The organism is Candidatus Ruminimicrobiellum ovillum (assembly GCF_002392975.1).
Taxonomy (GTDB): Bacteria; Elusimicrobiota; Endomicrobiia; order Endomicrobiales; family Endomicrobiaceae; genus Ruminimicrobiellum; species Ruminimicrobiellum ovillum.
The window spans coordinates 62,848-77,763 of sequence record NZ_DGIC01000002.1 but is presented as its reverse complement, the minus strand read 5'-3'; the positions used below and the strand labels follow the sequence as shown (position 1 = coordinate 77,763).

Below are 14,916 nucleotides of genomic sequence, written 5' to 3'. Positions count from 1 at the left end.
ATTACTCTCCTTTAACTTCTTCTGCTTTTTCTGCTTCTGCTTCCGCTGCGGCAACTTCTTCTTCTTTTACTTCAGCTTGAGCTTCTGTTGTTCCGTCAGCTTGTTTATTTTCTATTCCTTTACCTTCGAGAATTGCATCTGCAATAACCGAGCAGAAAAGTTTTACGGCTCTTATTGCATCATCGTTTCCCGGTATAGGATGATCTATTAAATCAGGATCACAGTTTGTATCACAAACTGCAACTACGGGAATATTTAATTTTCTTGCTTCTGCTAAAGCTGTAGCTTCTTCAACAGGATCTATAATGAACATAACTTCAGGAAGCTTGTTCATTTGTTTTAAACCTTCAAGAGATTTTTCAAGTTTAATTCTTTCTTTTTCTTTTTGAGATTGTTCTTTTTTTGAGAGAACTTGAAATATTCCGTTTTCTTTCATAGCTTCAAGTTCTTTTAATCTTGCGATAGATTTTTTTAATGTTTCGAAATTTGTAAGAGTTCCACCCAACCATCTTTCACAAACAAAATAAGAACCGCATCTTAAAGCTTCTTCTTTGATAGGTCCTTGAGCTTGTTTTTTTGTTCCTACGAAAAGAACATCTTTTCCTTCTGCAGCATAATCTCTTACAACTTTGTAAACTTTTTTAAGTTCTTTTAAAGTTTTTTGAAGATCAATGATGTGAATTTTGTTTCTGCTTCCAAAAATGAATTTTCCCATTTTTGGGTTCCATCTTCTTGTCTGATGTCCGAAATGAACACCGGATTCCAACAACGACTTCATTGTTACGTTTGCCATTTTACTTCTCTCCTTTAGTTTTTTTTCATCTTTTGAGATGACCTCCACAAGTTTCAGAACTCAAACCCTTTTTACAGGGACTTTTGATTAATCCGCTTGTGTGTGTATTTTAGCCTACTGACTAAATTTTAAAGATTGTACCAAAATTATTATATTTTTTCAATACATTTTATATATGTATCTTTTTGTAAAACATTATTTAAAGTTTTTATTGTTTTATGTTGTGTCGGATGAACAAAATTCGAAGCAACTTCTTTCATCGGTACAAGAACAAAAGCTCTGTTTATTATTTCTTTGTGCGGTATTATAAGATTTTTACTTTTTATCACCTGTTTACCGTAAAATAATATATCAATATCTATAACTCTCGGCCCCCACCGGTAAGTTTTTGTTCTTCCCAACTTTTGTTCCGTTTGCTTTAAAACTTTTAACAATTCCTGCGGATTTAAATTTGTTTTAAATTTTCCGGCAATATTATAAAAGTTTCTTTGTTTGGGGCCCACAGGTTCTGTTTCATATAAAGAAGATATCTTTATTTCTTTTATATTATTCTTATTTAACTCGGCAACAGCTTTTTCTAATTTTTTTTTCCTGTTACCGATATTTGAACCTAATGATAAATATATTGTTGTCATGTTTTATATTATACATTATCTTTAAAATAAAAATCTGCACACAATAATTATTGTATGCAGATTTAATATTCATTTATAAAGATTTATTTACTTGGACCTGTTGTTGATGGTGTATATACTCTTGCTGCAAGTTCGGAATTTAACATATACAACGTTTTTGCATCAACTGCAAACATTTTCATCTTTTTTACCAAATCACCTGCGTTTTTTTCTTCTTCTGTTTGTTCTTTTATGAACCAATCAAGAAATTGCATTGTTTTAAAATCTTTAATTTCAAATGCTGCCGAATAAATGTTGTTAATTAAAGATGTAACATATTGTTCATGTTCAAAACCTGCTTCTAAAGGCTCTTTTGTATTTTTAAAAGTTTTGTTTGGCTTTTCTATCGTATCTAATTTAACCGATACTCCATTATCCAACAAATATCTTCTCATCATCATTGCATGGTCCATTTCTTCCTGTGCTTGAATAACATACCAATTTGCAAATCCGTCAAGGCCTTCATCTTCATAATAATCGGCAAAAGACAAATATAAATATGCCGAATAAAACTCTTTATTAACTTGTTCGTTAATAAGGTTTGCCACTTTTTTGTTTAACATTGTTTTCCTCCTGTAAATTAATTTTATTTTTAAGTTATTTTATTCTTAAAAATATTAATTGTCAAGAAATAATCTTTGATAATTTTTAATAAAAAATTATATAATTTATGAAAATTTATTTAAGGAGAAAGTAAATGAAAAAGTATGTTGCAGAATTTACCGGAACATTTTTCTTAGTGTTCATCGCTTGCGGAGTTGCAGCAGTATCAGGTTGCAAATTTCCGGAAGCAGGTTACATTGCCACAGCTTTGGCATTCGGTTTAACAATCGTTGCTATGGCTTATTCTATAGGTAATGTTTCGGGTTGTCATGTAAACCCTGCCGTTTCTATCGGAGTATGTGTTGCAGGTAAAATGAGTGTCGGAGAATGTGTAAAGTACATCATTTCACAATTCTTAGGTGCAATTTGCGGTGCAATAGTATTGGGTGTTTGCTTAGGCAGTTTTGCCGCTTTAGGTGCTAACGGTTTCGGCGGAACATTATCCAACGGAGTAACCGTTACGGCTGTTATGGCTATAGTAATGGAAATAATTCTTACCTTTGCTTTCGTTTTGGCTATTCTCGGTGTTACCGACAAAGCATCAAACGGAGCTGTTGCAGGTTTGGTTATAGGTTTAACACTTGTTGTTATTCATTTAATCGGTATTCCTTTCACGGGAACATCTGTAAACCCTGCAAGATCTTTCGGTCCTGCATTGTTCCAAGGCGGAAAAGCTTTAGCACAAGTTTGGGTATTTATAATTGCTCCCGCTATCGGCGGAGCTTTAGCCGGTGTATTTTATAACTTGGTTTTGAAAGAAAAACAAAACTAATTTCTTACAACAAAAAAGACACCTGATGATTTATTTCATCAGGTGTTTTTTTGTTTTGAGCGAAACGGATTTTTCTTTTAAATTCTAACTTCGTATTTGTCTCAATCGAGTACCAATCGCTACCGCTTTCTTTTACGTACACTTCATTTGCCAAATACTTCGTTATAATTTAAAATCTGCAAATCCTTTGAGAGCAAACAACGGCAAAAATCTTTGTCATCCCGCACTTGATGCGGGATCTCGTCGTTATCGCAGTCGACAAATGCTTCATTATAAGTAAAAACTCAGAAACTCTTGAATTGCCAAGAACTACAAATTCTCAACTAGCATTTAATATTTATCCCTCTTAAAAAAGTTGACACACTTACATTTGTTTTATATAATACATTTATATTAAAAAACTAATTTTAATGGAGTATCTTATGAAAAATTTAACCACTACCGAAAATAATATTGAAAATAAAATTTTTGTAATAAGGAATCAACGAGTAATGATAGATTCTGATTTAGCAAAATTATATGGAGTTGAAACAAAGAAACTAAATCAAGCTGTTAAAAGAAACATTAAAAGGTTTCCAGAAGATTTTATGTTTCAATTAACAGACGAAGAACAAAAAGAACTGGTCACAAATTGTGACCACCTTAAAAAATTAAAATATAGTTATCAAAATGCTTACGCTTTCACCGAGCATGGTGTAACAATGTTAGCCAGTGTTCTTAATAGTGAAAGAGCTATTGAAATTAATATACAGATAGTAAGAACTTTTATCAAATTAAGGCAATATGCAATCAGTAAAGATTTGAATAAAAAAGAATTGGATGAATTAAAGCAAGTACTTTTACTTCATATAGAGAATTCTAATAATAGATTTGCAAAACATGATGAAGCAATAAGAAGAATAGTATCTGTGTTAAATAATTTTATAAAACAACCCAAGAAAGCAAGAAGTAAAAAAATTGGATTTGATTTAGCAAAAAAATAAAGATTAAGAATTTCAAGATTTTAAATTATAACGAAGTATTTGACGACTGAAGTGTTGTCATTTCCATTCAGCCTTTGATGCGGGATCCCGTCGTTCTGCCGTTAAAGACCTTAAGATTTTCGGTTAGAATGAAGAAACACAGAATCGATGTGTACTCTTTGCGGTACTCAAGATTCTGTGTTGCAAAATTATAACCAAAATATTAAGGTCGCTATAATAAGGCTTTTATTTTATAAAAGCCTTTGCCCTCAACTGCTTGTGAAAGGTAATCGCAAACCTGTGCGCCTCATCTCTTATCGCCTGTAAAAGTCTCAACCCTAACGAATTTCTCGGTAACATTAATGATTTCGGTTTGCCCACCATAAAAACTTCTTCTTCTTGTTTTGCCAAAGAAATCATAGGTATGTAAATGCCTATTTCATCCAGTGCGGACTGTGCATAGGCAAGTTGAATTTTTCCCCCGTCGATAACAATCAAGTCGGGAAATTGTTCGTTTCTTCTGATAATGCCGGAATATCTTCTGAAAACAGCTTCTTTTATCATTGCAAAATCGTTTATTTGATGAACTGTTTTTATTTTAAATTTTCTGTAACCGGACTTGTTCGGTTTTCCGTTTACAAATTGAACCATCGATGCAACGGGGTTTGTTCCCGAAGTATTTGAAATATCGAAACATTCCATAACGGCAGGAAGTTTATGAAGTTTTAAAACTTGTCTTAATTCTTGTAAAGCATCCGTTTTGGAAACATATTGATTAATATCTTCTATACTTATTTCTCTTATCGCTACTCTTTGACTTATTGATTGTATTGCAAAAAGTCTGTCTCTTATTTCTTTTGCTTTTTCGTATTCTTGTTTATTGCTTAACTCCAACATTTCTTTTTGCCAGGTATCTGCCAACTTTTTTAATTTACCGTTAAAGAAAGTTTCTACTTCTTTCAAATTGTTTTTATAATCTGCGGAAGATATTTTCCCCATGCACGGTCCGAAACATAAGCCGGTATGATAATATAAGCAGGATTTCACTTTATCCAATTTCGGTAATTCTTTCTCGGAAAAATTTATTTTGCACGGTCTTATTTTAAAAATTTTGTTTAACCAAAGTATAAGTTTTTTTATATAAGTAAGTTGCGGGTAAGGTCCGAAATATAATGCCCCGTCTTTTATTACTTTTCTCGTCATAACAAGTCGCGGGAAATCTTCCGCAACGGTCAACTTTATATACGGATAAGTTTTGTCGTCTTTCCACATTGCATTGAAGTAAGGTTGTATTTTTTTTATTAGTTGTCTTTCGACAAGAAAAGCTTCTCTTTCGGATGCGCACAAAATATAGTTTATTGTTTTCATTGCACTTATTATCGAAAAGGCTTTGCTGTCCGTATCGGAATGAAAATAAGATGATATTCTGTTTTTTAAATCTTTAGCTTTACCTATGTATATAATGTTTGCTGCGGAATCTCTCATTATATACACGCCGGGAAGATGCGGAATATTTACGGTATAATCGTTAACTGGTTTTTGCATTTTTCTTTTTATTTATTCCCAACAATATTTGGTCCATCTCTTGAGATTTTAATATTTTTAAGAAAATAATAAAAGAGATTATCGAACAAATTATGGAAATCATCAATGCAACTATCATAGGCAACACTTTTATTTGCATTATTTCGTATGCTATTACACCCATAAGTGTAGATGCTGTCAATGCTTTTATCGAAGATACTAAAATTTTTCTTGCACCTATTTTACCTATTCTTTGTTTAAGTTTATAAAACAACATAAATACATTCATATATGCACAAGCCGAAGTTGCAAGAGCAAGACCTCCCACACCTAACGGTTTCATTAAAGCAACACACAATATCACATGAACAAACATAACCACAAATGCTATCTTAACGGGTGTTTTTGTATCTTGAAACGAAAAAAACGTGTTGGCGAAAATTTTTGTAATAGCAAAAGCGGGAAGTCCCAACACATAATAAAAAAGAGCTTTATTTGTAAGAAGTGATGCAAAAGTATCAAACTTTCCTCTTTCAAACAAAACTTGTATTATCGGTAACCCTATGGCCATAAGCCCAACCGTTGCCGGAAGCAAAGCTATTATGGAAATTCTTATGGAAAAGTTTAATGTTTCTTTTAATTCTTCTATGTTTTTTGTAGCAACAGACTTTGACATCATCGGTAACGAAACGGTTGCCATCGCAAGCCCGAATATTGCAAGAGGAAGTTGCATCAATCTGTTTGAATAATACAAAGCTGTTATCGCACCGTTACCTAAAAACGAAGCACATATCGTATCTACAAAAGTGTTTATTTGGTCTACCGAAATACCGATAATGGAAGGTATCATTAAAAATATTATTTTTTTTATACCCGGATGATTAAAATGAAAATCAAAGTGCAGGTGCCAACCCAAATTTCTTAAAGTAGGATACTGCATAAGGAAATGTCCCAACCCGCCGAAAATAACACTTATCGCAAGACCTTTAATTTGGTTACCGGGCGACAATAACGGTGCTAAAGCCAATATATAAATAATTTCGGCAAAACTTAAATTTGCAGGTGCTATTGCAGGAATAAAAAAAGAATTCAATGTGTTTAACAATGCCAAAAGCATAGCAGCCAAACAAATAAATAAAAGGAACGGAAACATCAATCTTGTAAGTTCTATGGTAAGAGCTAACTTTTCAGGATCGGAAGTAAAACCGTAAGCGATTATTTTTACAAGCAACGGTGAAAAAAACATTCCAAGTATTGTTATAACCAACAATACCAAGAACAATAATGTAAAAACAACATTTATTAACTTTTGTGTTTCCGGTTTTGTTTTTGTGTGAAGATATTCCGAAAATACAGGTATAAATGCTGCCGAAAACGAACCTTCACCCAACATTCTTCTTATAAGGTTAGGAATTCTGAATGCCGCATAAAAAGCATCCGCAAACATTCCGGCACCGAACATATAAGCAACAAGCATATCTCTAATGTATCCGAACACTCTCGATACTGTTGTTCCGGCACTTACACTGCCCGCATATTTGATGATTTTTTTTATTTCAATCATTTTGGCCCGTAAAATAAAAAAAGCCGATACTTTTTAAATATCGGCTTTAAAATTCATTTTAAAATTACTTCTTAAGTGATGCAACTTTTTTAGACAATCTTGCTTTTTGGTTAGCTGCTGCATTTTTATGAATAACATTTTTCTTCTTTGCTTTATCCCATTCCGAGAAAGCTGCTTTAAGAGCTGCTACTGCTGCATCAAAATCTTTAGCTTTTACTGCAGCTTCAACTTTCTTTGATAATGTTCTTATTTTACTTTTCATTGCTGCATTTCTTGCTGTTCTTTTTTCTGCTTTTCTTGCTTCTTTAAGAGCAGATGTGTGTCTTCCTGTTTTTAACTTTGCCATTATATTTCCTCCAAAAATCATTACAAAATTATATTTAAGATGACATATTTTACATTTTTATTTTAGCATCGTCAAGCAGCTGAAAAAGCAGCTTAAAGCTTATAGCTTATAGCTAATAGTTTGCTGTTTGGTATTCAATGTACATTATAAATTGTACATTGCCGTTTACCGGTTTTTCGTTGAGAAAGGTTGGATTTCGTTCTATTAACATTTGCTAATCATCAAATTGTTATTGTATTCAAATTTTGATATTATGTTGAAACTATGAATAAACAACAACAAATATCAACGGCAACAAAGCCCCCGAGAGATACCAATTTAGAATTGTTTAGAATATTTGCAATGCTTGCGATACTTGCACATCATTATGTAGTAAATTCGGGATTAATGGAATATTCGCCTTTAATTCAAAATCAGTTTAGTTTAAAGTCCCTTTTTTATATTTTAATCGGTGCATGGGGCAAAACAGGAATCAATTGTTTTGTTTTCATTACCGGTTATTACATGTGTAAATCATCAATAACATTAAGAAAATTCTTAAAACTTCTGCTTGAAGTTATGTTTTATAAAATTTCAATTTATTTAATATTTTTATTTTCCGGCTATGAATCATTTAATTTGAAAAATTGTTTAACAGCATTTTTCCCCGTTTATCATATCGAAGATAATTTTGTTGGTTGCTATTTAATATTTTTCCTTTTTATTCCTTTTTTGAATATATTGATAAAAAATATGAACGAAAAAACTCATCGAATTTTGTTATACCTGTTATTATTTGTTTTTGTTTTATTGGATTCAATTCCATATTTTGAACTAAGATTTAACTATGTATCATGGTTTTCTGTTATTTATGTAATTGCGTCTTATATTCGTTTATATCCAAAAGATATTTATAAGAGCATAAAATTTTGGTTATTAACATTTATTTCTTCCGGAGCACTTGCAGTAGCAAGTATATTATTTATGGCTTTCGTAGGAGAAAAAGCAGGTTTTTTCCGTCCGCTGTTTTTTGTAGAAGATTGTAATAAAATATTTGCAGTTCCGTTAGGAATAAGTTCTTTTATGTTATTCAAAAATTTGAAAATAAAATATTCTCCATTTATAAATACCGTTGCAGCAACAACTTTCGGTATCCTTTTAATTCATGCAACTATTGATACTATGCGAAATTGGTTATGGAAAGACATTTGCAAAAATGTTTATGTTTTTAATTTAGATTTGTTTTGGCTATATACAATACTAACCATATTGGCAGTATTTATAATTTGTTCAATTATCGACTACCTAAGAATAAAATTCATAGAAACCCCGTTGTTTAATTTCCTGTATAAAAGAAAAATCATTAATTGATGCATGAATGGTTTGTGGTTTATGGTTTATGGTTTATGGTTTATGGTTTATGGTTTGTTGTTTGTGGTTGGTAGTTGGTGGTTGCCAATCTTCTAATCTTCCAATCTTCCGCCGTTTTGCTTGTCATCCCGCACTCGATGCGGGATCTCGTTGTTCTGTCATTCCGTGCTACGACACGGAATCCGGTCTTTTCTGTTTGTCATCCCGCACTCGATGCGGGATCTCTCTGTTTGTCATTCTGAACTTGATTCAGAATCTATAGAAATTAGTCCGCAGAACACTTTAAGTTATAAACTATCAACAAAAAATCGCATTGCGACTTTTATTGGCATACTTACATTTGTTTTATATAATACATTTATATTGAAAAACAATAAGGATATTTATGAGTACTGATAATACAGAGAAAGTTTTTGGAAAAACTATTATTCCTTTTGGTGTATTTGTTGAACAACATGAATTGGATGTTGCAAAAGTTTTAAATAAATTAGGCAAAGATGTAGAATTTATTTTGCCAAGCCGTGTGAAATTTTCAAGAACACCGGATATAAAAATGGATGGTTTACTTTGGGAAATAAAAAGTCCTAAAGGTAGCAGTAGCAGAACGATTGAAAATAATTTAAGAACAGCATTGAAACAATCTAAAAATATTATTATTGATTTAAGAAGAATAAAAATAGATGAGACAAAAGCTATTTCTCAAATAGCAAAACAATTTAAATATTCTAAACTCATAAGGGAAATAATTATTATAAAACAAAACAAAGAAATTCTTGACATTAGTAGATAAAAGTATTAGAATTATTACACGGGCATTGTATGTCGCCACTGCTGGATAGCGGAGGCCACATACAGTGTCTTTCTCTTTAAGAGATTAATTTTTGCAGGACACGGGATGTCGCCACTGCTGAATAGCGGAGGCCGCATCCCGTTTAATTTTTGCCATAATTTGACATCAAAAGGTAAAAAACATGGGCATTATATGTCGCCACTGACGGATGTCGGAGGCCACATACAGTGTCTTTTTTTTGTCTTTTCCCTCTGTCATCCCGCACTTGATGCGGGATCTCTCTTTTCGTCATTCTGAACTTGATTCAGAATCTATAAAAATAATAAAATACCAGCTATTATGAATAACGAAAGAATAATATTTTTAGGAATAATTAACAGCATAGAAGAATTTTATGAACTAACAGGAAAAAATCTTGCTGACTTAGAACTTTCCGAAGAACAAGAAATATACAATGATAAACAAATAATAATAACGGAAGAAGAAATAAAACATTATTTCGGTGAATACAAAGACATAAAAGAGTTAAGAGAAAAAGCCATAAAATATTTTGCGGAAAATATTCAAGGAAAAACTTTTGATATCGGTAAATTCAAAAATATTAGAATATCAAGAAATGCAAGAGATAGATATCAAAAATATAGCTTTGATGAAAGAAAATTATTAATAATTCCAAAACTACTAGAAATACTGAAAACCGCAAAATATAAAATATCTTCAGATCCTTATAAAGCGAGAAAGGATAAAATATCAAAATTTCATTACTTCACAAATAAAATAACATTGAAAAAAGAAATTTATGAGATTTATATAACAATTGGCGAAGATGAGAATGGAAATCTTTTTTACGACTTAGACAAAAACAAAGCCCTTGAAGAGTAAACACTTTTAAGAGTAGTGTCCTCCTCAAGAGCAAGGATAGTATAATACAAATTCATAAAAATTTCAAGATATAACAATAGGTGAAGATATTAAGGGAAATTTATTCTACGATTTAGACGAAAATAAAGAACCCTAAGGAGGAACATCGGTACAAGTGATGTTTCCTTAGGGCACCAGTAGTATAACTTAAAAATCTAAAATAGTCAATGAAATAACTCTCTTTTTCCTCTGTCATTCCGTGCTTGACACGGAATCCGGTCTTTTCTGTTTGTCATCCCGCACTTGATGCGGGATCACTCTGTTCGTCATTCTAAACTTGATTCAGAATCTATCTAATATTCGTCCAAAGGACACCTTAAGCTATAAACTATAAACCAAAAACTATAAACTGTCGTTAATGTCGTTAAACTATAAACCATAAGCAAAAAATCCGCAGGATTTTTTAATAAGCTATAAGCTAAAATTTGCTTTGCAAATTTTCAAGGAGTTTTCTAAAGATTTTGAGGACTAAAGGTTTTTTGTTGAGAAGAGTTGGTATTAGTTTGTTTAGGTTTTCTTGAGTATTGTTACTGTTCTCTCTTTGAACATAATTTACCATTTATTTTTTCAAATATTTTAGATTTTTCTTCATAATAGGCATACAAATCTTCACTATATGAATTCTTATCATAAAACAATAAATGATTTATATTAGCCAACAAATCAACCTTTAAATTATTTAAAAATTTATATTTTTCAATAATTTTTTTTATTTTATCATTACATAATCCATCGTAAAACAGCAAAATTAACTCATACTGAGATAAAGTGGCTCTTAAGATATTCATATAATTAGATTTATCTTCTGAATTCAAAAATTTATTCATATCAATAAAATTCATAATTTCATGAATATACTGAAAATAACTTTCTAATAGTCTAACATCTACATGTTTTTTATAAACATCAAAAATTTTATCAACGGATAATATACTATTTAATGCATTTTTTATAGATCTACTGTGATTAGTAGAATATATTTTCTCTAAAAGTTGTTTACCTTTTTTGTAATCAAAAGTATTTGGTATTCCTTGCTCAATATTATTAATTATATTTTCTAAAAGTGTTAACATATTGAAAAAAGTATTTTCAAATCTTTGTCTTTTTAAAGTATCATTTTGAGTTTTAAATTCTTCCTTTTGTTTTTCGAGTTCTTCCCTTGTTTGTTTTAGTTCTTTTCTTTGCAAAGATAATTCTTCTTTTTGCATACTTGCAGTATAAATAAGCAATAAAAATGCCAATCCTGAAAAGATGGTATTTAATAAAGCACTACTATCTCCTATTATTCCTGCAGGAGAATCTTTACTAAATGCAAAGAATATATTTAAAATTGCAAGTGTAGAAAAAACTATTACCATTATAGAAAAAAGTTTGTTTTTCTTACAAAATTCTTTTAAAAAATTAAATATATCTATATTTTTATTATCTTCTTCTTGCATGTTCACTTCCTTATTATAATTTTAAATATAGTTTTTTTATTGAATCGTAATCGCTTTGACAAATTTTCCCTTATTTTTATCGTATATTATTAACGGCAAATCTACTTTTGGCATTCTAACTCTACCCAACTCCACAGCTAATGATATTGGCATCGCCGGAAATATATTAATTTGAGAATCGTTCCCATGTTTTGCTTTAATTTCATTAAACAAACATCTAATTCTTTTTCTAAAAGCAGCAATCTGTTTGCTATTTCTTATACAATCATTATTCGGTTCTTTTATCGTGACTGTCCAAATAGAAACTTCATCACAAGCTAAATCTTCTTTTATCTCTGAATTACAAATATTACCACTTATAGAAAAATTTATGGCAACTTTTTTATGTATTTTATTAGGTCTTTTTATTATAAAATTAAATTTACTATCAAAATCATCTAAATCACACCAAGTTTTAGGCTCTCTTTTTAACTGAAAAACCTCAACTGTATATTTATCAGACAATAATGTACCTAAATATATAAGCAACGGTTGTGGTGCAATAGCAAACAATGAAATATGTTCACTTAATTTATTTTCAAGTTTATCTTTAAAATTTTCTCTTAATATATTTTTTTGTATTTTCCAATATTCATTTTGCCCTCTATCAACTATCGGATCATTACTTATACCTAATTCTATTGAATTAGAATTTATTGGATTAAGTGCTTTGTTTATTACTGCTCTAAATATTTGTTCATCATTTACACATATTTTTTGCTGTCCAATATTGGCTGTGTATTTAACTATATAACTTTTTTTACATTCTTTATGAAGAAGTAAATTTCTAATATTTTCTTCAGAAAGTTGTTTAATTTTTCTTAATTTTTCAACAGAATGTCCTTCTACATCTGTATCTATTAACTTATGATGATTAAAACACAAAACCATCAAATTACTAATATCATTTTTCAACTTTTTAGATAATTGAATATCTCCTCTAGGTCCATTGGGACTATCTGCAATTATATGTGCAATTTGACCATACTTAGCTTTTTTATTCTTTGTGAGAGGTTCTTCAAATACAAATACATTACATCCTGGATATTGACAAAATCCAGCCGTCTTAGCATACAGCAATTCTTTTTTTGATTGAGATATCGTTGTTTTACTCATAAACAGTATCCTTTTGCAAAATCCTCTTTATTAATATATTTATAAATTTGCATAATTTCTGAAAGTAAATGTTGTCGAGGTATTGAATTTTTTATACTTAATATTATTGAACCATGACACTTTCTTAGCCGTTTTTTAGAACCACAAGCACATAAATGATGTCCTCTATAAACATTTTTCGCTTGCATAAGTAATTTAACAACTAAACATTCAGACTGAATATTAAATAATTCTTTATAGAAATCTATTATACCTTGCATACCATGCCTTAATTCTCCAAATGGCATTTTTCCATATTTTTTATTATATTGATAAGAGTATAAATAAGGAAGAATAAAATTTTCAAAAAAAACTATAAAATTAGGATTTTTTTTAATAGATGAAAATAGCAGATAAGGTGCTGCTAAACAAAAACTTCCATCATTTAATTTATGAAAAGTTTTCGGAATTTTTTCATCAACTTCTCTAACTGATGGTATAGTATTTGGATAATCTTTATTGATATAAATCTCTAAATCGAATATTAATACTAAGTTACCTTTATTATTTATATTTACTTCTCTATTTATTTCCCCATAAATAAAAAAACCACTATCCGTCTCCCTCTTTTTGAATTCATCGTATTTAGAAAGAAATTCTTCAATATTGTCTACCAAAGATATCATTATCCATTACCCCATGGTTTATTTGGTTTTATATTTATATTAATTGAAGAATGAGACGCTGTTGAAATTTTATTCGCAACTTTATTTATGACAGAAAGTCCAAACAAGTTTGACAGAAATTTTTCTTCTGAATTAAAATTAATTTCAGAATCTAATCTAATAAAATCTTGATTTAATTTATCAATCCACGCAAACAAATCTGCTTGAGCATTGTTTAAATTGCATCTATCAGCAAAATTTTCATATTCATTAATAGGATTATTTATTACTATATTACCATTTTCTCTAACTTGTATTAGTTCTTTCATTTTATAAACTATATTTTTAAGAGCAATTAATAAATTTCCATCACCATTATATGCTTTTGCAGCTAAAGTTGTCACTATTATAGATGCAGGCTTTTTATCATCATTATCTTTAAACATTATATCCCTATGCCTTTTTAATAATTTAACTACTTGCCTAAGAGGTGTTTTCATATTATATGTTTGAATGCTTGGAACATTTTCAACTGAAGAATCAATTGAGTATGCATATTTTTTAATATATTCATCTAATATTTTTCTTTGTCTATTCTCAAACCAACTTGCAAATCCTTTTGGATTAGATTCAAACCAATAACCTGGCTTTGTTTTATCGGTTATATTAATCGATTGAAAATAACGTTCTCCGTTTTGAATAGAATTTGTTATTGCGGGTAATACATCTATATGAAAATTTTCCTGTTCCGAATATTCTAAAGTCCAACATCTTTTTCCTTCTTCCTGCAACATATTTTTATATTTTTCATTCTCTTTCAATCTATTTCCTACTATTCTTTTTACATCTTGAGGATACAAATTTTCAATATTATTATTTAAACAACATACCAAATCTATATCATAATCATCTTTATCAGAAATCGGTTTAACAACAGTTCCTAATCTAAAAGAACCTTGAGGATAAATATCTATTCCATATTTTTTTAATGAAGAATTATCACTATTTAACCAATTTGAAACTGCTGTATATTTATCTACGGCTTTTTTATATAATGTATCCGATATATCTATTTCTTCAAGAATTTTAGTTAAAACTTTTGATGTATCTATCATATTTTATATACTCCTTTTTATTTTTTATACTTGCTTTAAAAACAAATTAACATCATAACAATTAGCACTCATCGCTTACCGTTGCTAATTATACTGCAAAAACAAAACATTGTCAAATGTATGTATAAACAGGATCCAAACCGACGATAACAAATAACATTTTCTAACTTATAAAAATCAAATTTTGATATGTGTTATAAATAACGATTTATACCAATAATATTGGTATAAGTGGTAGAGGATTTTTAGTTTCTTTTTCAAAAT

At 29.9% G+C, this 14,916-nt stretch carries 15 protein-coding genes; 5 read left to right on the top strand and 10 right to left on the bottom strand.

The features are described 5' to 3' along the window. Window position 1: 1 nt before the first annotated feature. The 3 genes from rpsB to B2Y85_RS00460 all read right to left on the bottom strand — a co-directional run bounded on the left by rpsB (window position 2) and on the right by B2Y85_RS00460 (window position 2,030). The gene (gene rpsB / locus B2Y85_RS00470; protein ID WP_372518504.1) at window positions 2-793 is read right to left on the bottom strand and encodes a 30S ribosomal protein S2; all 792 of its coding nucleotides are present in this window, start codon (window positions 791-793) and stop codon (window positions 2-4) included. A gap of 149 nt (window positions 794-942) precedes the next feature. Continuing rightward, complete coding sequence (gene folK, locus B2Y85_RS00465) at window positions 943-1,428, bottom strand: 2-amino-4-hydroxy-6-hydroxymethyldihydropteridine diphosphokinase (RefSeq protein WP_372518503.1); 486 nt, start codon at window positions 1,426-1,428, stop codon at window positions 943-945. A gap of 83 nt (window positions 1,429-1,511) precedes the next feature. Further along, a complete protein-coding gene (locus B2Y85_RS00460; protein ID WP_372518502.1) occupies window positions 1,512-2,030 on the bottom strand; it encodes a ferritin in 519 nt (172 codons plus the stop codon). Between the two features lie 134 nt (window positions 2,031-2,164). On the opposite strand from B2Y85_RS00460, the gene B2Y85_RS00455 reads away from it, so the two are divergent. Together B2Y85_RS00455 and B2Y85_RS00450 are read left to right on the top strand one after the other, a co-directional pair. Then, window positions 2,165-2,842: an MIP family channel protein gene (locus B2Y85_RS00455; protein WP_372518501.1), complete on the top strand. Its 678-nt coding sequence runs from the start codon at window positions 2,165-2,167 to the stop codon at window positions 2,840-2,842. A gap of 422 nt (window positions 2,843-3,264) precedes the next feature. Beyond that, complete coding sequence (locus tag B2Y85_RS00450; RefSeq protein ID WP_372518500.1) at window positions 3,265-3,825, top strand: ORF6N domain-containing protein; 561 nt, start codon at window positions 3,265-3,267, stop codon at window positions 3,823-3,825. 225 nt (window positions 3,826-4,050) lie between these two features. On the opposite strand, the gene B2Y85_RS00445 is transcribed toward B2Y85_RS00450, so the two are convergent. From B2Y85_RS00445 to rpsT, 3 genes are all read right to left on the bottom strand, one after another. After that, a complete protein-coding gene (locus B2Y85_RS00445; protein WP_372518499.1) occupies window positions 4,051-5,349 on the bottom strand; it encodes an excinuclease ABC subunit UvrC in 1,299 nt (432 codons plus the stop codon). Further along, window positions 5,333-6,892: a murein biosynthesis integral membrane protein MurJ gene (murJ, locus tag B2Y85_RS00440; protein ID WP_372518498.1), complete on the bottom strand. Its 1,560-nt coding sequence runs from the start codon at window positions 6,890-6,892 to the stop codon at window positions 5,333-5,335. Before murJ ends, B2Y85_RS00445 begins: the two co-directional genes overlap by 17 nt. A 64-nt stretch (window positions 6,893-6,956) precedes the next feature. After that, window positions 6,957-7,238, bottom strand: coding sequence for a 30S ribosomal protein S20 (rpsT, locus tag B2Y85_RS00435; protein ID WP_372518497.1), 282 nt, complete (start codon window positions 7,236-7,238; stop codon window positions 6,957-6,959). A 264-nt stretch (window positions 7,239-7,502) separates the two neighbouring features. Between rpsT and B2Y85_RS00430 the strand changes: the two genes are divergently transcribed. The 3 genes from B2Y85_RS00430 to B2Y85_RS00420 all read left to right on the top strand — a co-directional run bounded on the left by B2Y85_RS00430 (window position 7,503) and on the right by B2Y85_RS00420 (window position 10,260). Continuing rightward, window positions 7,503-8,588 carry an acyltransferase family protein gene (locus B2Y85_RS00430; RefSeq protein ID WP_372518496.1) on the top strand — a complete coding sequence of 362 codons (1,086 nt, stop codon included), beginning with the start codon at window positions 7,503-7,505 and terminating at the stop codon, window positions 8,586-8,588. A gap of 385 nt (window positions 8,589-8,973) precedes the next feature. Then, window positions 8,974-9,378 (top strand): hypothetical protein, encoded by a 405-nt coding sequence (locus B2Y85_RS00425; RefSeq protein WP_372518495.1) that lies wholly within the window; start codon window positions 8,974-8,976, stop codon window positions 9,376-9,378. A gap of 339 nt (window positions 9,379-9,717) precedes the next feature. Continuing rightward, entirely contained in the window at window positions 9,718-10,260 is a 543-nt protein-coding gene (locus B2Y85_RS00420; protein ID WP_372518494.1) for a hypothetical protein, read from the top strand. A 566-nt stretch (window positions 10,261-10,826) separates the two neighbouring features. Here B2Y85_RS00420 and B2Y85_RS00415 read toward each other — a convergent pair. From B2Y85_RS00415 to B2Y85_RS00400, 4 genes are read right to left on the bottom strand one after another with little or no spacing between them, the layout of a single operon-like run. After that, a complete protein-coding gene (locus tag B2Y85_RS00415; protein WP_372518493.1) occupies window positions 10,827-11,738 on the bottom strand; it encodes a putative phage abortive infection protein in 912 nt (303 codons plus the stop codon). 36 nt (window positions 11,739-11,774) lie between these two features. After that, window positions 11,775-12,893 (bottom strand): HNH endonuclease, encoded by a 1,119-nt coding sequence (locus B2Y85_RS00410; protein WP_372518492.1) that lies wholly within the window; start codon window positions 12,891-12,893, stop codon window positions 11,775-11,777. Then, window positions 12,890-13,558, bottom strand: a complete 669-nt coding sequence (locus B2Y85_RS00405) for a hypothetical protein (RefSeq protein WP_372518491.1) — start codon at window positions 13,556-13,558, stop codon at window positions 12,890-12,892. The genes B2Y85_RS00410 and B2Y85_RS00405 overlap by 4 nt, the downstream gene beginning before the upstream one ends. Continuing rightward, on the bottom strand, window positions 13,558-14,652 hold the full coding sequence (locus B2Y85_RS00400; protein ID WP_372518490.1) for a nucleotidyltransferase domain-containing protein: 1,095 nt from the start codon (window positions 14,650-14,652) through the stop codon (window positions 13,558-13,560). Before B2Y85_RS00400 ends, B2Y85_RS00405 begins: the two co-directional genes overlap by 1 nt. Window positions 14,653-14,916: the final 264 nt, after the last annotated feature.